Origin of the sequence: Calidifontibacter indicus, from assembly GCF_003386865.1 — a bacterium.
GTDB lineage: Bacteria > Actinomycetota > Actinomycetes > Actinomycetales > Dermatophilaceae > Yimella > Yimella indica.
Genome location: NZ_QTUA01000001.1, coordinates 2,673,726 through 2,691,949 on the forward strand (window position 1 = coordinate 2,673,726; position 18,224 = coordinate 2,691,949).

General features: G+C 70.1%; 17 protein-coding genes and 1 riboswitch. Of the genes, 7 read left to right on the forward strand and 10 right to left on the reverse strand.

All coding sequences use genetic code 11. From position 1 onward, the window contains the following. Positions 1-188: 188 nt before the first annotated feature. The 3 genes from ftsL to mraZ all read right to left on the reverse strand — a co-directional run bounded on the left by ftsL (position 189) and on the right by mraZ (position 2,563). Entirely contained in the window at positions 189-929 is a 741-nt protein-coding gene (gene ftsL, locus DFJ65_RS12750; protein WP_115923338.1) for a cell division protein FtsL, read from the reverse strand. Beyond that, on the reverse strand, positions 926-1,939 hold the full coding sequence (gene rsmH, locus DFJ65_RS12755; protein WP_245950234.1) for a 16S rRNA (cytosine(1402)-N(4))-methyltransferase RsmH: 1,014 nt from the start codon (positions 1,937-1,939) through the stop codon (positions 926-928). The genes ftsL and rsmH overlap by 4 nt, the downstream gene beginning before the upstream one ends. Positions 1,940-2,128: 189 nt before the next feature. After that, on the reverse strand, positions 2,129-2,563 hold the full coding sequence (mraZ, locus tag DFJ65_RS12760; protein ID WP_115924302.1) for a division/cell wall cluster transcriptional repressor MraZ: 435 nt from the start codon (positions 2,561-2,563) through the stop codon (positions 2,129-2,131). A gap of 500 nt (positions 2,564-3,063) precedes the next feature. Here mraZ and DFJ65_RS12765 point away from each other — a divergent pair, with 500 nt between their 5' ends. The 3 genes from DFJ65_RS12765 to DFJ65_RS12775 are packed head-to-tail and all read left to right on the forward strand — an operon-like array spanning position 3,064 to position 7,514. Beyond that, entirely contained in the window at positions 3,064-4,017 is a 954-nt protein-coding gene (locus tag DFJ65_RS12765) for an AAA family ATPase (RefSeq protein WP_245950236.1), read from the forward strand. Positions 4,018-4,026: 9 nt separating this feature from the next. Continuing rightward, on the forward strand, positions 4,027-5,259 hold the full coding sequence (locus tag DFJ65_RS12770) for a DUF58 domain-containing protein (protein WP_115923340.1): 1,233 nt from the start codon (positions 4,027-4,029) through the stop codon (positions 5,257-5,259). Further along, positions 5,256-7,514, forward strand: a complete 2,259-nt coding sequence (locus tag DFJ65_RS12775) for a transglutaminase TgpA family protein (RefSeq protein ID WP_115923341.1) — start codon at positions 5,256-5,258, stop codon at positions 7,512-7,514. The genes DFJ65_RS12770 and DFJ65_RS12775 overlap by 4 nt, the downstream gene beginning before the upstream one ends. An 87-nt stretch (positions 7,515-7,601) precedes the next feature. Here the strand turns inward: DFJ65_RS12775 and DFJ65_RS12780 are convergent, their stop codons facing one another. From DFJ65_RS12780 to metX, 3 genes are all read right to left on the reverse strand, one after another. After that, a complete protein-coding gene (locus tag DFJ65_RS12780) occupies positions 7,602-9,254 on the reverse strand; it encodes an RNA polymerase sigma factor (RefSeq protein WP_115923342.1) in 1,653 nt (550 codons plus the stop codon). 272 nt (positions 9,255-9,526) lie between these two features. Further along, entirely contained in the window at positions 9,527-9,904 is a 378-nt protein-coding gene (locus DFJ65_RS12785; RefSeq protein ID WP_115923343.1) for a universal stress protein, read from the reverse strand. Between the two features lie 64 nt (positions 9,905-9,968). Further along, positions 9,969-11,129, reverse strand: coding sequence for a homoserine O-acetyltransferase MetX (metX, locus tag DFJ65_RS12790; protein ID WP_115923344.1), 1,161 nt, complete (start codon positions 11,127-11,129; stop codon positions 9,969-9,971). Between the two features lie 28 nt (positions 11,130-11,157). Next, positions 11,158-11,273: riboswitch (SAM riboswitch) on the reverse strand. A gap of 136 nt (positions 11,274-11,409) precedes the next feature. On the opposite strand from metX, the gene DFJ65_RS18360 reads away from it, so the two are divergent. After that, positions 11,410-11,700: an acyl-CoA thioesterase domain-containing protein gene (locus DFJ65_RS18360; RefSeq protein WP_342767537.1), complete on the forward strand. Its 291-nt coding sequence runs from the start codon at positions 11,410-11,412 to the stop codon at positions 11,698-11,700. On the opposite strand, the gene DFJ65_RS12800 is transcribed toward DFJ65_RS18360, so the two are convergent. Continuing rightward, a complete protein-coding gene (locus tag DFJ65_RS12800; protein WP_115923345.1) occupies positions 11,622-12,623 on the reverse strand; it encodes a DUF4192 domain-containing protein in 1,002 nt (333 codons plus the stop codon). The two genes, DFJ65_RS18360 and DFJ65_RS12800, sit on opposite strands and share 79 nt — an antisense overlap. 97 nt (positions 12,624-12,720) lie before the next feature. After that, positions 12,721-13,398 (reverse strand): EcsC family protein, encoded by a 678-nt coding sequence (locus tag DFJ65_RS12805; RefSeq protein WP_115923346.1) that lies wholly within the window; start codon positions 13,396-13,398, stop codon positions 12,721-12,723. A 99-nt stretch (positions 13,399-13,497) separates the two neighbouring features. Between DFJ65_RS12805 and DFJ65_RS12810 the strand changes: the two genes are divergently transcribed. The 3 genes from DFJ65_RS12810 to DFJ65_RS12820 all read left to right on the forward strand — a co-directional run bounded on the left by DFJ65_RS12810 (position 13,498) and on the right by DFJ65_RS12820 (position 16,792). Further along, positions 13,498-13,908 carry a SufE family protein gene (locus DFJ65_RS12810; RefSeq protein WP_115923347.1) on the forward strand — a complete coding sequence of 137 codons (411 nt, stop codon included), beginning with the start codon at positions 13,498-13,500 and terminating at the stop codon, positions 13,906-13,908. 83 nt (positions 13,909-13,991) lie between these two features. Then, positions 13,992-15,080, forward strand: a complete 1,089-nt coding sequence (locus DFJ65_RS17845; protein ID WP_211308437.1) for a hypothetical protein — start codon at positions 13,992-13,994, stop codon at positions 15,078-15,080. 89 nt (positions 15,081-15,169) lie between these two features. Beyond that, entirely contained in the window at positions 15,170-16,792 is a 1,623-nt protein-coding gene (locus tag DFJ65_RS12820) for a DNA polymerase (protein ID WP_245950238.1), read from the forward strand. A 2-nt stretch (positions 16,793-16,794) separates the two neighbouring features. Here DFJ65_RS12820 and DFJ65_RS12825 read toward each other — a convergent pair whose 3' ends face one another. Continuing rightward, positions 16,795-17,706, reverse strand: coding sequence for a PAC2 family protein (locus DFJ65_RS12825; RefSeq protein WP_115923348.1), 912 nt, complete (start codon positions 17,704-17,706; stop codon positions 16,795-16,797). Between the two features lie 86 nt (positions 17,707-17,792). Beyond that, positions 17,793-18,218, reverse strand: a complete 426-nt coding sequence (locus DFJ65_RS12830) for an HIT family protein (RefSeq protein ID WP_115923349.1) — start codon at positions 18,216-18,218, stop codon at positions 17,793-17,795. Positions 18,219-18,224: the final 6 nt, after the last annotated feature.

An 18,224-nucleotide genomic window follows, 5' to 3' on the forward strand; every position in this document is an offset into this window, starting at 1 on the left:
GCCCCGCGGTCGGTCGTGATGTCGAGGCCGCAGCGGGCTTCTTCGCCCCCGTGGCCGCCGCGGTGGAAGACCGACGAGCCCCGCCCGGCGCCTTGCCTCCGGCTCGCGCGGCTCCTCGGGGAGCCCGTGCAGCGGGGGTGGGCGTCGTCGTGGGGCGCGAACCCGGTCGACGGGACTGCGTCACAAAGTCACCTCGCGGACGTCGCACTGGGCGACGTCGTGTTCTTCTGCTTCTGGCTGTCGGTCTTGGTCTCGGTCTTGGTGTTCGTCCCGGTGTTCGTCTTCGCGTTCGTCGTGCTGCCGGCCTTGCTGCTCGCCGGGGCGGTGGCCTTGGCCGATGCGGTGGTGCTGGGCTTGCTGCTGGGCGTAGTGCTCGACTTGGCGTCCTTCTTCGGGTCCTGCGACGTCGCCTTCGCCTTCGGCTTCTCCACGAGTCGGGCGAGGTCGGCCGTGGTCACGGCGAGGTTCGCCACCGGCGTGGCCGGAGTCTTGGGCAACGTGCTCACGGTAAACGGGTCGGTCGAGCCGGTGCCCTTCGCCACGCCGACGAGGCGGTGATCGGACGCCCGCACGTACCGGATGTCGGTGGCCGGCACCATGCCGTACTCCTGGGCCTTGAGCGCCAGTTGCTGCGGCGCCCGGGCGAAGGTCAGCCGGCTGTCGAGGTCCTGCTGGGTCGCCGACAGCCGCGACGACGCGTTCTGCAGGTCACTGATCGTGTACTGCTGCTGTGCACGGGCGGTGTTGAGCAACAGCACGGTGATGAGGCCACCGATCAGGAGCGCCGCGCACAGCACCACGAAACCGACACCGGAGCTGGCCGCCTCGGTGGGTTGGACGAGCTTGAGGCGCGCCCGGGTGGCGGTCGGGTTCGTGCCGCGGGGTGCGCGGCGGACCGGTGCGGGACGGGCGGCGGTGGCCTGGCTCATCGGCGGTTCCCCTTCTGGGTTGTTTCGGCGGCTCGGTGGGGGGTCGGACGGAGGCGGCGGGCGACGCGCAATTTCGCGGACGCCGCGCGTGGGTTGGTGCGCACCTCGTCCTCGCCGGGGGATTCGGCGCCCCGGGTGAGGAGTTCGAGGTAGGGCTTGTGTTCGGGCAGTTCGACCGGCAGTCCGGCGGGCGCGGTGGAGCGGGCCCCAGCGGTGAGCACCCGCTTGGTGATTCGGTCCTCGAGCGAGTGATAGGACAACACCGCGATGCGGCCGTCGACGGCGAGCGCGTCGACCGTGGCCGGGAGCGCCTGCTGCCAGCTGTCGAGTTCTGCGTTGACCTCGATGCGCAGCGCCTGGAAGGTGCGCTTACCCGGGTGTCCGCCGGTGCGCTGCGACGCGGCCGGGATGGTGGCTCGCAGCAACTCCATCAATTGCTCGGAGGTGCGGATCGGGTCGGTGTCACGGCGTCGGACGATCGCCTTGGCGATCTTGCCGGCGAACCGCTCCTCGCCGTAGTCCCGCAGGATGCGGCGCAGGTCGGCCTCGTCGTAGTCGGCGAGCACGTCGGCCGCGGTGAGGCCCTGGGTCTGGTCCATCCGCATGTCGAGGGCCGCCTCGCGGCTGTAGGAGAACCCGCGCTCGGTCTCGTCCAACTGCAGCGAGCTCACGCCGAGGTCGAACAGTGCGGCGTCGATGCTCGCCACTCCCCGATCGGCCAACTCGGCGACCGCGTCGTCGTAACGCGCGTGCACCGGCACGAACCGGTCGCCGAACGCGGCCAGGCGACGGCCGGCGAGTTCGAGCGCCTCGGTGTCGCGGTCGACGCCGTACGCCACCGCGTCGGGGCAGGCCCGCAGGATCGCCTCGGTGTGGCCGCCCATGCCGAGCGTGCCGTCGAGGTAGACCCGGGGCTGCCCAGCGCCGTCCAGAGCCGGAGCCAGCAACTCGACGATGCGGTCGCGCATGACCGGGACATGGCGGTCGGCCACGGCCTGGTCGTCGTTCATGCGGGTCGCCTCTCGGGGGTCGGGTGGTGCCGGTTGTCTGGGTGGCTGTCGGTGGTCGGGGGTAGCTGTTGGTCTGGTGATTCCTGAGGTGTCGCCTCTTCTGAGCTCCGGTCCCCAGCCGCTGGGTCGGGGTCGACACCGGGGAAGTGATGTCGACGCCGTCCGCGGGTAGCGGATGGAGGCCGCAGGTCAGAAGAGGCCGCCAGGAATCACCTCCTGGGCCTGGTCTGCGAATTCGTCCTCGGTGCTGGCCAGCAGCTCGTTCCAGGCCTCGGTCGCCCACAGCTCGACGCGGTTGCCGGCGCCGATGACCGTGCACGCCTTGGTGAGCCCGGCGTACTCGCGCAGGATCGCGGGGATGGTGATTCGTCCCTGCTTGTCGGGGATCTCGTCGGACGCCGCCGACAGCAGGACGCGCTGGAAGTTGCGGGCCGCCTTGTTGGTGACCGGGGTGCGGCTCATCTCGCCGGCCAACTTCTCGAAGTCGGCGAGGGCGAACACGTAGAGGCAGCGCTCCTGGCCACGGGTGATCACCAGGCCACCGGCGAGCTTGTCGCGGAACTTCGCCGGCAGGAACATCCGGCCCTTGTCGTCGAGGCGCGGCTGGTGAGTGCCGAGAAACAGCGTCATGCCGGCACCCCTTCCCGCTCCACTCGATCGCACCGTGCTCCTGTGTCCTCCACTTTACTCCACTCAACCCCACCAGTCATCCACCCAGCGCCGAAATCTTGGGTGCTTTTGGATATTTCTGCAGGTCAGAGGCCGTGGAGCCGAGTGGAGCAGAAATTGGCCAATCGGTCGTCCAGCCAGTCCGCCGAGACCCGAGGCGGTTCCGGATCTCCGCGGAAATCCGGGGGCCGGCGCCGGCGTCGGCGGCGTCGAGGTCGCCCGGTGGAGGAAAGTGGTGGAGGAAGGTGGCGGAGCAGTGTGGGGCCGCGACGGATGCTCCCGGCCGGTCACCCGGTGCTCGGCTGGGAGCTTTCTGATGGGTGGGGCCTACGCAACGGCGGGTCATCAGGCAGGATCAATGCATGCACGACGCGCCGCAACGGACCGATGCCCCTCCGACCTCGGCACCCCCTGCGGGTCGGCACGCCACCGGCTCGAACGATGCACAGCCCCAGATGTCCCTCGACGAGGTGCACGACCTGGCCGGTCGCATCCATGCCGCGGTGTCGAGAGTGATCGAGGGCAAGTCCGACGCCGTCCGCACCGCGATCATCGTGTTGCTGGCCGAAGGGCACCTGCTCATCGAGGACGTGCCCGGCGTCGGCAAGACGATGCTGGCCAAATCGCTCGCCAAGTCGATCGACGGCACGATGCGACGGGTGCAGTTCACGCCCGACCTGCTTCCCAGCGACATCACCGGCGTCAGCGTGTTCAACCAGGACACCCGCACGTTCGAGTTCCGCCCCGGTGCCGTCTTCGCCAACCTCGTCGTCGGCGACGAGATCAACCGCGCCTCCCCCAAGACCCAGTCGGCGTTGCTGGAGTGCATGGAGGAAGCCCAGGTCACCGTCGACGGCACGACCTACCGGCTGGCTCGCCCCTTCATGGTCATGGCGACGCAGAACCCGATCGAGATGGAGGGCACCTATCCCCTGCCGGAGGCGCAGCGCGACCGCTTCATGGCACGCATCTCGATGGGCTACCCCACCGCCAACGCCGAACTGGCCATGCTCGACACCCACGGCGAGAGCAACCCGCTCGACCGGTTGGCGCCGGTCACCGACGCCGAGACCGTCGCCGCTGCCATCGCCCGGGTTGCGCACATCTACGCCAGCCCGGCCCTGCGCCAGTACGTCGTCGACATCGTCACCGCCACCCGCAACACCGCCGCACTCCGGTTGGGTGCCTCGCCCCGTGCCGCGCTCAGCCTGTTGCGGGCCGCCCGCGCGAACGCCGCCCTGGAGCGGCGCGACCACGTCATCCCCGAGGACGTGCAGACGATCGCGCTGCCGGTGCTCTCCCACCGGGTCATCCTGAGCGCCGACCAGCAGCACCTGCGCGGCGGCGCCGGTGAGGTGCTCGGCCAGCTGCTGCAACGCGTCCGGGTGCCGGCGCCCTCCGAACGCTGAGGACGACCGATGCGCAAGGCTCGGTTCACCACCCGCGGCAGGTCGTTCCTGTCCGCGGGGCTGACCCTGGTGATCGGCGGCGCCCTGCTCGGTTTTCCCGACATCAGTCGGCTCGGCGGACTGCTGATCGTGCTGGTGGGTGCCACCTGGTGGATGGCCCTGCGCCGCGACCGCACGGTCGAGGTGCACCGTTCCTTGCGTCCGTCGATCGTCACCGCCGGGTCGCGGTGTGTGATCGACATGGAGTTCCGCAACAGCGATCGGCGCCGCTCCCGATACGGCCTGGCGGAGGAGTCCTTGGCGTACGCGCTCGGCGAGCCGCCCCGCTTCGTGCTGCCGGGCATCGCTCCGGGTGAGTCGCGCGTGGTGAGTTACACCGTCGCGCCGCGCATCCGTGGCGAGCACCGCATCGGGCCGGTCGAGATCAGTGTCCGCGACCCGTTCGGACTCACCCGTCGACACATCACGGTCGACGCGCTCGATCAACTCCTCGTGCTTCCCCGCATCGTCCCGCTCGGGGCGAGCCACCCGCCGGGCGCCGGTGCGGGGCATGAAGGCACCACCCCGGCGATGATCGCGCTGCACGGCGAGGAGGACGTCAGTCTGCGCACCTACCAGGACGGTGACGACCTGCGGAAGGTGCACTGGCCGGCCACCGCGCACCGCGGGGAGTTGATGGTGCGTCAGTTGGACCGGCCCGCGCGCCGGTCGTGTGTGTTGGTGCTCGACTCCCGCGGATCGGCACACGCCGGCCACGGCGAGCACTCGTCGTTCGAGTGGGCGGTGAGCGCGCTCGCCTCGATCGCCGTCCGGATGTACGAACTCGGCTACCTGGTGCACCTGGTCAGCGCCGAGACGGTCGCCGGTGGGCACCACCTCGTCGACCTGCCGCCCGACGCCACCCAGCTGTGGTTCGCCCGCGCCCGGCTCGGCGAGGACTCCGACTTCGACGCCGTGCTCCAGGGTGCGCACGACGTCGCCGGCAGCGGTGCCGTGGTGGTGGCCGCGGTCGCGGACGACCTGTCGGGCTTCGAGGAGAGTCTCGGATCGCTGCGGCAACCGGGCGCGTCGGCGCTCGGGCTGGTGCTGAACAGCGCGACCTTCGGCGGGGCGACCGTGCCCGTGCCGGCACCGCTGGCCGACTTCGGCTGGCGGGTGGAGCAGGTCGACGCCGACACGACCATCGAGCGGGCGTGGTCGTCGATCACCCGTCGCTCGCTGATCCGGGTCGGTGCCCTGTGAGAAACCGCGACCCGCTGCTGTCGGTGCTGGCCGGAGTCACCGGCTTGGTCTCGGCGTGGCCGCTGACCACCCTCATCCGTGACGGCCACTGGATCGGCGAGACCGTACTCGCGGTCGCCATCGCGATCGGACTCGGCATCGTGGCGCGCCGGGTGCGGGTGCCCGAACCGATCGTCATCCTGTTGCAGACCCTCGCGATCGCCACCCTGCTGTGGTTCCTCTACGTCAGGGGTAGCGACGAGTCGACCGTCGACACCGTGCGCACCCTGGTGCAGGAGGCCGACGACACGATCCGCAAGTTCGCGGCGCCCGCGCCGGAGACCACGGGTCTGAAGTTCGCGATCGTCGGGCTCGTGTCGATGCTGACCGTGCTCGTCGACGTGCTGGCCGTCGGGCTGCGGGCACCCGCGCTGGCGGGGCTGCCGGCGATGAGCATCTACCTGATCAGTGCCGCGAACACCACCGAGGGCCTGCCGGCCCGCTACTTCCTCGCGGCCGCCACGTGTTGGCTGCTGATGGTCGGTGTGACGGCCCGCGACGACGTCGACGAGTGGTCGAACACCACCGCGCGGGCGACGGCGCCGACGCTGCTCGGCGACCGTCTCGGACTCGGCGGGTTCGCGTCGGTGGCACGAGCTCTCGGGGTGGTGGCTCTGGTCGGTGCGCTGGTGCTGCCCAACGTGATTCCCACCGCGCCCCAGCGCTATCTCGGCGAAGGACTCGGCCGCAGCCCACAGGGCACCGTCGGCACGGTCGGGTTGTCCAACACCCTCGATGTCGGACGCAGCCTGGTGAGCAACGACCGCACCCCGGTGTTGCAGTACACCACCGAAGACCCGACCCCGCCGCCGCTGCGGGTGATGACCAGTTCGGCCTACGACGACGGCACCTGGAACGCGAGCGATCCGCAGGAACAGACCGCCGGGAGCAACGGCGCCCGCATGCAGGGTCCGGCCGGCCTCGCCGAACGCGCCGGTTATGTCGAACAGACCGCCCGGTTCACCGCCAGCACGCTCCAGTCGGGGCTGCTCGCCGCGCCCACTCCGACCCTGCGGGCCGATCTGTCCGGCACCTCGTGGACGTACGACCCGACGAGCTCGGTGATCACTCCTCGACGCACCACCGCCAACTACAGCGTCACCTACGCCCGCCTCGGCCCGTCCGCTCGTCCCAGTTCCAACACCACACCGTCCGGGCTCGAGGCCGATCTCGCCCTCGACCCCCGATCGCTCAGCGAGCTACGACGCACTCTGGCGCAGATCCCCGCCGCGAACACCCCGTTCGAGCGAGCCGTCGCGATCCAGGACTACCTGCGTGGCACGGGCGGCTTCAGCTACTCCCTCACCCTCGCGCCGACGCGCACCACGGTCAACGGCGCACGCGTCGACCCGCTGACCAACTTCCTGCTCACCAAGCAGGGCTACTGCGTGCAGTTCGCGACCGCGATGATCATGCTCGCCCGGTTGGAGCGGATCCCGGCCCGAATGGCGATCGGGTTCCTCGCCGGCACTGCGTCGGTGCAGAACAACCAGTACACGGTGATCCAGTCCGACGCGCACGCCTGGCCGGAGCTGTACTTCCCGGGTCTCGGCTGGACCCGCTTCGAGCCCACCCCGGGCAGCCGCTCGGGCAGCGTGCCGGAGTACACCGTTCCGCAGAACGTGCAGACCCGTAGCGAGTCGCCCGAGCAGACGACGTCGACGGGTTCCACGACCAGCTCGAGCAGCGCTGCCACCTCCTCGACGCCGGCGTCGACCGGAGGCAACAACAACACCCCGACGATCGTCGGCACCGCATTGAAGTACCTCGGCTGGCTGGTGCTCGCGGCGCTGGTGCTCGGCCTGCTCGGGTCGCTGTTGCCCTTCGCCGCCCGCCGGGAGGCCGAACACCGACGCAAGCGCGGCACGGTCGGCGACCAGGTCGAGGGCGACTGGCTCAACATGCGCGACGAACTCAGCGACCTGGGCGTGCCGCCGCCGCCCGACGTCTCCCCCAGGGCCCAGCAGGAGCACTACCAACGCGCCGGCGCCCTCAGCGGCGAGTCGGCCGCCGCCCTCGGACGGGCCACGGCCACGCTCGAACGCGCGCGGTACGGGCGTCCCGACGACACCCTCGACCTTCGCATCGACAGCGAGACGGTGATCGACTCGGTGCGCCGCAACGCCGCGTTCCGCAACCGGGTGCAGCACCGACTCGCGCCGCGCAGCGGACGCCGGTGGTTGCTGCGCAAGCTGCGGTTCTGGCGGCGCGACTGAACATGGACACCTGGGCACCGCCCCGGTACGGACGACGAAGGCGCCCCCTGCACATCGCAGGGGGCGCCTTCGCAATCGTTGCGGCGATCAGTCCAGGTAGTCCCGAAGCACCTGGGAACGCGACGGGTGGCGCAGCTTGCTCATCGTCTTGGACTCGATCTGACGGATCCGCTCACGGGTTACGCCGTAGACCTTGCCGATCTCGTCCAGCGTCTTCGGCTGACCGTCGGTCAGACCGAAGCGCATCGAGACGACGCCGGCCTCGCGCTCGGACAGCGTGTCGAGCACGCTGTGCAACTGCTCCTGCAGCAGCGTGAAGCTCACAGCGTCGGCGGGGACGACGGCCTCGGAGTCCTCGATGAGGTCACCGAACTCGGAGTCGCCGTCTTCGCCGAGCGGGGTGTGCAGCGAGATCGGCTCGCGACCGTACTTCTGCACCTCGACGACCTTCTCCGGGGTCATGTCGAGCTCCTTGGCGAGCTCCTCCGGGGTGGGTTCGCGACCGAGGTCCTGCAGCATCTGGCGCTGCACACGGGCCAGCTTGTTGATGACCTCGACCATGTGCACCGGGATGCGGATGGTGCGTGCCTGGTCGGCCATCGCACGGGTGATCGCCTGGCGGATCCACCAGGTGGCGTACGTCGAGAACTTGTAACCCTTGGTGTAGTCGAACTTCTCGACCGCGCGGATCAGACCGAGGTTGCCTTCCTGGATCAGGTCGAGGAAGAGCATGCCGCGGCCGGTGTAGCGCTTGGCGAGCGAGACCACCAGACGCAGGTTGGCCTCGAGCAGGTGGTTCTTCGCCTTCTTGCCGTCCTGGGCGATCCACCACAGCTCACGCTTGAGCGTCATGTCGATCTTGTCGCCGGAGTTCAGCTTCTCCTCGGCGAACAGGCCGGCCTCGATGCGCTTTGCGAGCTCGACCTCCTGCTCGGCGTTGAGCAGGGCGACCTTGCCGATCTGCTTCAGGTAGTCCTTGACCGGGTCGGCAGTCGCGCCGGCGGTGACCACCTGCTGGGCCGGAGCGTCGTCCTCGTCGTCCTGACGGATGACGAACGCGCCACCCTCGGACTCCTCGGCGGGCTTGGCCGCCTTCTCCTCGCCCTCGTCGTCACCGTCGGTGTCGGCGTCGGTGTCAGCCGTCGCGGCGGCGAGGTCGACGACCTCGACGTCGGCGTCGTCGAGCTGGGTCTCGTCGGGCTCGTCGGACGCGGTGTCAGCCCCGGTGTCGTCGCCGGCCTTGGCAGCCGTCTTCTTCGCGGCGGTCTTCTTGGTGGCGGTCTTCTTGGCGGGTGCCTTCTTCGCGGCGGCCTTCTTGGCGGCCGGAGCCTGCTCGTCCTGCTCCTGCTCGGCGGACGCGACGGTCTTGGCGGCAGCCTTCTTCGTCGCAGCCTTCGCCGCGGTCTTCTTGGCCGGGGCCTGTGCGTCGTCGTCGGCGGACGCCGCCTTCTTGGCGGCGGTGCGGGTCGTGGTGGTCTTCGCCGCGGTCTTCTTGGTCGCCCGCTTCGCGGCCGTCTTCTTGACCGGCTCCGGGGCCGCGACCTCGACGGTGATGCCCTGGGAGTCGAGCGCCTTCAGCACCGCCTTCATCCGACGCGGCTCGAGCGAAGCCTGCTCGAGCGCAGCCTTCACGTCGTTGCCGTCGACGGAACCGTTTGCCGCGCCCTTCTCCAGCAGCTGCTGCAGGGCGGGGTGGGAGAACTCAGCCGGAAGCGCTTTCGCCTCAGCGGATTTCGACACGGAAGTCACGGACTACCTTCCAATCGGAGCGGGGTGCGCATCGTGCTGCCTGGGCAGCACGACACACCGCCAGGGGCGGCTCACCAGTAGGGATTGCAAGCAATTCGCGGTCACTCTTCGGTTCGTGCCCGAAGGCGGCGCGTACTTAATCACCATTATAAAACTACGCCACGACCGGAACCGAATCGGCGGCATTCTCCGACCCCGCGGCGGCGCCGTGCATCAGCCGATCGGCGCGCTCGATTTCCTTGCATCCCAAGGAGATCGGCGGATCACCGCCGGTCGTCGGCAGGTTTCACCGTGAGCACGGGCACTGGGGCATCGAGCAGGATTCGCTGGGCGTTCGATCCGAGGATCAGTTTGCCGACGGTCGACCGTTTGCGCAGGCCGATCACGATCAGGCTCGCCGACAGTTGCTCGGCCCGCTCGAGGAAGGCCTCGACCAAGTCTGTGCCGCGCAACGGTTCGTCGACGCTCGGCGTGGCGGCATCAGGGGCCAGAGCACCGACGAGTTCCTGTGCGCGTGCGGCGGCGGACTCATCGAGCGGCACGACCGTGACCGGCACGTTCTCGACGGCGCCGACCCGCACGGCTTCTGCGAAGGCGGCCTCGCCTTCCGGGCTCGCCAACAGCGCCACCACGATCGTCATCAGACCTCCAGAAACTCCGGGCCGACGTCCGGCGACATCGGCAAGATCGGCACCATCGGTGACGCTACCCGACCTGCAGCACCCGGCGGTGCTCGACCTCGACCAACGCCGATCGGACAATGGCTTCGATCTGGTCGGTCTCGATGAGGAAGCCGTCGTGGCCGCTGGCCGATCGGATCAGTTGCACCCGTTCGCCGGCCGCCGCCGCCATGTCGTGGGACAGGTGCGGCGGGAACAGCCGGTCGGAGTCGACGGCCGCGACGTGCAGTCGGCCCGGGTAGCGGGCGATGACCGCGGCTGCTCCCCCGCGTCCGCGACCGATGTCGTGGGTGGCCATCGCGCGGGTGAGATGCACGTAACTGGCCGCGTCGAAGCGGTTGACCAGTTTGCCGGCCTGGTGGTCGAGGTAGCTCTCGACGGCGAACCGGCCGCCGTCGAGCGGGTTCTCGCTCGCCTGCGCGTCGACGCCGAAACGGTCCTGGAGTTCCTGCGCCGAGCGGTACGTCGTGTGCGCGATCCGGCGCGCGATCCCGAGGCCCGCGCGCGGCCCCTCGCCGGGGTGGTAGTCGCCGCCGGCCCAATCCGGGTCTGACGTGATGGCCAGCACCTGGGCCTGGCCCCAGGCGATCTGGTCGGCGGTCGCGCAGGCGGTGGTGGCGATGGCGAGCACCGCCTCGCACCGGTCGGGGTAGCTGCCGAGCCACTCGAGGGCGCGCATCCCACCCATCGACCCGCCCAGCACGAGCCGCCAACTCGGCACCCCGAGGTGATCGGCGAGCGCCGCCTCCAGTCGCACCTGGTCGCGGATGCTGACCTGCGGGAATCGGGAGCCCCACGGCCGACCGTCGGGAGCGGTCGACGACGGTCCCGTGGTGCCACGACACCCGCCGAGCACGTTGGCGGCGACGACGAAGTAGCGGTCGGTGTCGAGCGGTCGGCCGGGACCGATCACCCCCGGCCACCACCCTGCGGTCGGTTGTCCGGCGCCCTTCTCCCCCACCACGTGGGCGTCGCCGGTGAGCGCGTGTTCGACGAGGATCGCGTTGCTCGCGTCCCGGTTGAGGGTGCCCCAGGTCTGATAGCCGACGACCACATCGTCGATCGCCCGGCCCGACTCAAGCGCGATGCGACCGGCGTCGAACCGGCGTAGCGCCGCGTTGGCGAACGGGTCGTCGTCGACCGTGGGTGTGCCGGTGGGGGTGCCGGTGGTCTGGATGCTGCTCATCGCCTCTCCCGATCAGGGGGCCGAGCAGGCCCCGCGCTTGCCGCACGACCGATGGGGTCGGCGACCTTGTCCTCACCCGGGGCACCCCACGCGGTGGAGGGTTGCCGCCCAGCAAGCCGGGGCTTGTCGCTGGGACTCTTGACCGTTTGGACGATACCGCAGCCGCCCCGGCACGAGAACCGGCTGTTCCCCATACGGACGAGGGCGGTCGCCGACCGCTGGTTACCATCGGCCCGTGGCTTCCTTCTAACGCCAGATCGACGAGTCCACCTTCGAGTCGCTGCCGGCAACGGCGGGTCCGTGGAGTGCGCAGTCGCAGCACGCCGGACCGCCGGCCGCCCTGCTGTCACGTGCGATGGAGCAACACGAACCGATGCCCGGCACCCGGCTGGCCGGCGTGCGCCTCGACATCCCCGGCCCGATCCCGGTCCGGCTGAGTCCGGCCCCGGAGGTGAGTGCTCGTCTGCCCTCACGCCCGCGCTCACGCCGAGCTCACGCCGCGGGCGGGTCGCACGGTGTCGGCAGCACCCCGAACATGAGGCATTCGTACACCAGGTTCGCCAGCGGGTAGTCCGGGTCGGCGTCCAACGCCGCTTCGAGCGCGATGGTGGCCAGCGGGCCGCCACCGCGAGCCCATTCGAGCGCCGCGACGCACGCCCAGATCGGCACCGCGTCCTGGTCGGGCACCCGGCAGGCCCAGCGGACGAGCCGGGCCACGATCGCGGGGCGCACGTGAGCCGGCGGCGACGGTGGGCCGTCGCGACCCAGCAGCCGGTCACGGCCGGTGGGCGGCGGGAAGGTGTCGGGACGCACCCAGTGCAGGAGGCCGTCGCGCACGCCGACCTGCTGGACGGCCTGCGTCGCGGCCGCCAGCGTCAGCGGATCGGTCGGCAGCGCGGCACCCGGGTCGACCAGTTCGGCCAGCGCACATTCGCGGACGGCCGCCTCGAGCGGCGTCGTTCGGTGGCGACCGACGAGCAGCGCGATCTCCTCCTCCGCAGGCGTCGGTCGACACCCCTGTTCCAGCTGTGCGCGGGTCACCGACGGGTCGATGCCGCGCACGGCCGCGTCCAGCACCGCGCCGATGCCGTGTGCCTCGGGTAACCGCTCCGCGCCCTGGGGGCATTGGCCACAGTCGCAGCGTTCGGTCTGCCAGGTGCGCTCGCGATAGTCGACGGAGTGCACGTGACCCACGGCAATTCCGTTGACCTCCAGAGCATCTCGCACCACGAGGGCGCCGGTGAGCACCTGCTCGTCCGGTCCGGTGACGATCAGCGTCGCGTGCGCGAGCCGGCTGAGACGGCCCTGCGCGAACAGTGCCGCGACCGCCGACTTCTGGTCGCTGCCCGGCGGGTCGAGCCGCAGCGTGACGACGATCGTGTGCGCTTCGTCGAAGCCGACGACCACCACACTGTCGGTCGGGGTGATGCCCAGTTGATAGGGCACATGCGCCAGCAGTTCGCCCTGGCCGCGCAGCGATCGAGTCGGTCTCATGGGCCGACCTCAGCGCATGCGCACCCCGTGCGGGGACGGCTTCATCCCGGCTGTGGATCGAACCGGCCGAAGGAGCAGGGTGTGGACGGCTACCGGCTCACCGCGCCGGGAACTGGTTGCGCGCGTTGTCGGCCACCTTGTGCAGCATCCAGCTGTCGATGCCGGCACCGACGAAACCGCCGGCGAACGGGATCGCCTTGCCGAGCCGGGTGGTCGCCTTCTCGCCGACCTGGCCGATGAGCCGGAATCCGACGGCCTTGTTGACGACCATCATCACCGGCGGCGGGAGTTGCTGGGTGGCGAGGTTGGCCAACCGTCCGGTGGACACGACGCCGGCCTTGTTGAGGATGTCGTCGGCGTCGGCGCCGACGAGGGTGAGCAGGATCGCCGAGCGCAGGGCGGGGTCACGCAGGTCGTAGCCGCGCACCTTGGCGACCGCGGCGACCATCCGGGTGGAGATCAGATAGAACCCTGCGACATTGGCCGGCAGCGCCACGGCCATAGTGACGAACCCGCCGAGCCCGGTGACGAACCCGTTTGCAGCGGCGAGGCGACGGGTGTCGGAGATGATCTCCTTGACCGCCTTCTCGCGGTCTCCCTTGCTCTCCTGCAGCGCTTTCGCCGCGATCTGTTCCGCGGAGTGGAAGCTGCCCTTGCCGTCGATGCCGACCTGCATGATCCGCTCGGCGAGACCGAGGGCGGTCGAGCCGAGTGGGCCGCTGTCGAGTTTCACCGGGAGGTTCTTGTCCTTCTTGTCACGACCGATTCCGAACATGCGGCACATCATGACAGCCGAACTGCCCGCCGAGCGCACTTCCCGCCCGCGCCGACCGGCGATTCCCGCACCGGCACCCGTGCGGGTGATGATGGACGGATGCAGACCGCGCGCGAATGTCTCGAGGAACTCCTGGAGGAGGCCGAGTCCATCCCGCCCAGGCAGCGCCTTGAGTGGTTGGTCGAGTTCGGCGACGAGTTGCCGGCGCCGAACGGCGAAGCCGGCGAACTGCAGCGCCTGCCCGAGTGCCAGTCGCCGGTGTCGTGGGCCGCGCGGGTCGACGGCGACCGCTATCTGCTGGCGGTCACCGCGCCACCGAGCGCGCTGGTCGTGCGCGGGTTCGCCGGGCTCGTCGTGCCGGTGCTCGACACCCGACCGGTCGACGAGGTGCGTGATCTGCCGGCCGATCTGGTCGATCGACTGAACCTGTCGGGCACGGTCTCCGAGCTGCGGTTGAACGGCCTGCGGGCGTTGTGGTCCAAGGTGCGGCTGCCGGTCACCGTCGGGTGAGCTTCAGGTTTCGCTCAGAAAACCGTGCCTCCACCGGCGACGTGCGCCTGGACGAACGAACCGGATGAAGTAGTTTGTCTGCCATGTCCAACTCTTCCGGCAACAAGAATGCGCTCCTGGCCGTCCCGGCCGCTGCGGCTGTGCTCGGTCTGATCCTGTTGCTGGTCAGCATGCTGTTCAGTCCGAAGGTGAACCTCGCGGGCCTTTCCAACGGCGACCTCGTGAACGCGAGCGACAGTGGCTTCTCGGTCTACAGCACCGACCAGAGCGACCGGGCCGCCGCGAGCTGCTCGGTCGTCAACAACGGCAAGACCACGTCGTTCGACCAGCCGTCCGCCGACTTCTCGGTGGAAGCCGAAGGCAAGAAGTACTGGGAGATCGGTCGCTCCCCCGACGGTCTCGCCAAGGCTGAATATGCAACCAGCTGCGCCAACACCAAGGGCGACCTGTTCGCCGGCAACCGCGCCGACAAGATCGGTGGCGGTTGGCGCACCCCGGTGCTGATCGTCGGCCTGTTGCTCCTGCTCGGCGGCATCATCGGCACCGTGCTGATGTTCATGCGCGGCAAGAAGGCCGCCTCGAACAACCAGAACAGCGGCTACGACAACTCCGGTTACCAGTACGGCCAGGGTTACAGCGACGGCTACGGCACCCCGGGTTCGTACGGGGTTTCGTCCGGCTCGCACACCCCCGCCCAGGGCAACCAGAACTACGGCCAGCAGGGCCAGGGCTATGGTCAGCAGCCGCAGCAGGGTGGTTACGGCCAGCAGGGCTACGGTCAGCAGGGCTACGGCCAGCAGCCCCAGCAGGGTGGTTACGGCCAGCAGGGCCAGGGCTATGGTCAGCAGCCGCAGCAGGGCGGTTACGGCCAGCAGGGCTACGGTCAACAGCACCAGCAGGGTGGTTACGGCCAGCAGGGCTACGGCCAGCAACCGCAGCAGGGCGGCTACGGCCAGCAGCCCCAGCAGGGCGGCTACGGCCAGTCGGGTCAGCAGTCGGGTCAGCAGGGTGGTGACGTCTCCGACGCCGCGACGCAGGCCGTGAACCGCGACGACATACGTGCCGCCGGTGCCGCCGGTGACGACGCGCCGACCCAGGCTCAGCAGCCCGGTCAGCAGGGTGGTCAGCAGGGTCAGTCCGGCTGGGAGCCTCCGCGGGACGGTCAGCACTGACCGACCACGATCAGACAGCGACCCCGCAGCATCCGCTGCGGGGTTCGTTGTCTGCTGTCGTGCTCTCCCCCGACGGACGGTGCACGGTCGTGACCGACCGTTCGTCCGAGCCGACGTCCGCGCCGGTGTCCGTCGACTTCGCCTCGGTCGACGAGGCAGTCGCGAGTGGGCTGCTCGACGGCCGCCGCGTCGTCTGGTGGCGGGCCGCTGCCATGGTGCCGCTCATTGCGCGGCAGCCGCCGCCGCGGGTGTGGGATCTCGCAGCGGTGCACCGTCTGGTGATGGGCGGGTCGCGCGACGACGACCACGCCATCTGGGCCGCGCGCCAAGGCCTCGAAGCGGCCCGGGCTGCCCCGGCTGCGCGAGCGGATGCGGGTCTGCCTGATCTGTTCGCGGCCCTTGAGCCCGATGAGGTTCGCTCAGGCGTGGCGCTGCCGCGCGCCGCCGGCACCTCCGACTGGTTGCGCTCGACGGAGCATCGTGCCCTGTGGGCCAGGCATGCGCTGGACATCGCCTGCTGGCAGCACGACCGGTTGGCCGAGCGCCGCGGACCCTTCTCCGCGGCGACCGCGGAGTCGGGTGCGGCGATGCTGTGCGTCGAACTCGGGCTCGACGGCTTGCCGGTCGATCGACCGGTGCTCGAGGAGTTGATCGCGGCGTCGGCCGGTGCGCGGCCGCAGACCGAGGATGACGCGGTGCGGGCGCGGCGGGTGCGCGACGAACTGGTCTGGCGGCAGGTGCCCGGTGGGCGCCCGGTCGATCTGCGCAACCCGGGCGCCGTCCGGGAGATGCTGCGGCAGGCCGGTGTGGTCGTCGACGACACCCGCGCCTGGCATCTCGAGCCGTACCGCGCGGGGTCACCGTTGGTGGATGCGCTGCTGACGTGGCGCAAGGCGGAGCGGATCGCGACGACGTACGGCTGGTCGTGGTTGGCGGAGTTCGTCGGGCCCGACGACCGACTGCGCGGGGCGTGGGATGCCTCGGACGGCGGCGCGGGCCGGATGACGGCCGGCTCGGGGCTGCACAGCCTGCCGGCTCCGCTGCGTCCAGGCATCGCCGCCGAGCCCGGCCACGTGCTGGTGCGAGCCGATCTGGGGCAGATCGAGCCGCGGGTGCTGGCCGTCGTGTCGCGCGACCCGGCCCTCGCCGAGGCGACCCGGTCGGACGACCTCTACGCCGAGATCGCCACCGACCTGTCGGTCGACCGTCCGACGGCGAAGGTGGCGATGCTGGCCGCCATGTACGGCCAGACCAGCGGCACCGCCGGGCAGGTGCTCGGCCGGCTCGAGCGCACCTACCCCACCGCGATGGCTTTCCTGCGGTCGGCCGCCGAGGCGGGCGAGCGCGGCGAGCCGGTGCTCACCTACGGCGGACGCCTGGTGCCGGTGCACGTCGGCCCCGACGACACCACCGCTCAGGCTCGCGGCCGCGGCCGGTTCACCCGCAACGCCGTCGTGCAGGGCGCCGCGGCGGAGTTCTTCAAGGCGTGGGCGCTCACCGTGCGCGCCGAGGTGGCGCCGCTGCGCGGTCGCATCGTGCTGTGTCTGCACGACGAACTGCTCGTGCACGTGCCCCGGGAGGCGGCGGACGCAGCCGTGGAAGCGGTCGACTCCGCATTGCAGAACGCCGCCCGACGTTGGTCGGGCGGCGCTCCGGTGCGTTTTGTCTCCGACACCGGTGCCTTCCACCGGTGGAGTGAGGCGAAGGGGTAGGTCTACTCCTCGCCGCCCTCGGTGCGCAGGAACTCCTCGAGTTCGGCACCGATCTCCTCGGCGCTGGGGAGTTCGGCGAGTTCGGTGGCGAGCAGGTTCTGCCGCTGGCGACCTTCCTGGAAGGCGTCGAACTGCTGCTCGATGCCGTGCACGACGTCGCGGATCTCCGGGTTGGCCTCGATCTGGCGGCTGATCTCGCGACGATGCAGTTCGGCCTGCATCGCCAACTCGCTCACCGGAAGAGACAGCCCGCTCACCCCGACGATAGCGTCGAGCGCGGCGACGGCGGAGTCGCCGAAGTCCATCGCGGCGAGGTAATGGGGCACGTGCACGGCGAATGCGACGGCGTCGACACCGTGTTCGCCGAGGCGGAAGTGCAGGAGCTGCTCGAGGCTGCCCGGGATCTGCACGGTGCCGAACACCGGCTCGTTCTCGGGGATGAGCGAGTGGTCGGTGGCGTACCGGGTCATGCCCACCGGACGCGTGTGGGGCACGGCCATCGGGATGCCGTGGGCACTGATCACCATCTGCACGCCGAGCCGGCGGGTGAGGAACAGCACGGCCTCGCAGACGCGCTCCCACTGGTAATCGGGCTCGGGTCCGGCGAGCAGCAGGAACGGCGTGCCCTCGTCGTCGGTGAGTCGGTAGAGGTTCAGCGACGGGTCCTCGTAGGAGGTGAGCCGGTCGCGGTCGAAGGTCATCAGCGGACGCCGACCGCGGTAGTCGAGCAACTGGTCGATGTCGAACGACGCGACGACGACCGGGTTGCTGTTGGCGAGCAGGTGCTGCACGAGCAGACGCTGGGTGTTGCCGGCGTCGACCAGGCCGCCGAGGGCGACGACCATCGTGCGGGCGCCGAGCTCACTGGCGTGGGCGTCCGACTCGAAACGGATCAGTTCCAACGGGTCCCGCATATCGGGTCACTCCTGGCAATCAAGCATGGTCAAGGTCTCTGCCGATGATCAACGCGCGCGCCGCGAAGGTCATTCCCGGTGCGACGTCAGTCGGGGACGTTCTCGCCGTGCCCCTGGTCACGCAGTCGCGCCCGCAGCCGGTCGGCGTTGGCCTTGAGCACGCCCTGGTCTTCGCCGCGGGTGACATGGCGCAGGTCGAAGTCGGCGATCTCGTTCACCGGCCACACGTGCACGTGCAGGTGGGGCACCTCGAAGCCCTGCACCAGCAGTCCGACCCGCTTGCTGTCCCATTCGGCCTGCTGCGCCTGCCCGACCGCGCGCGCCACGGCGGTGAGGTGGTCGAACAGTTCGGGGGACGCGTCGAGCCAGTGGTCGATCTCTTCGCGCGGCACCACGATCGTGTGCCCGTCGGTGAGCGGGTCGATCACCAGGAAGGCGACGCACAGGTCGTCCTTCCAGACGAAGTGACCCGGGATGTCGCCGTCGATGATCTTCGTGAACAAGGTCGCCATGCGGCC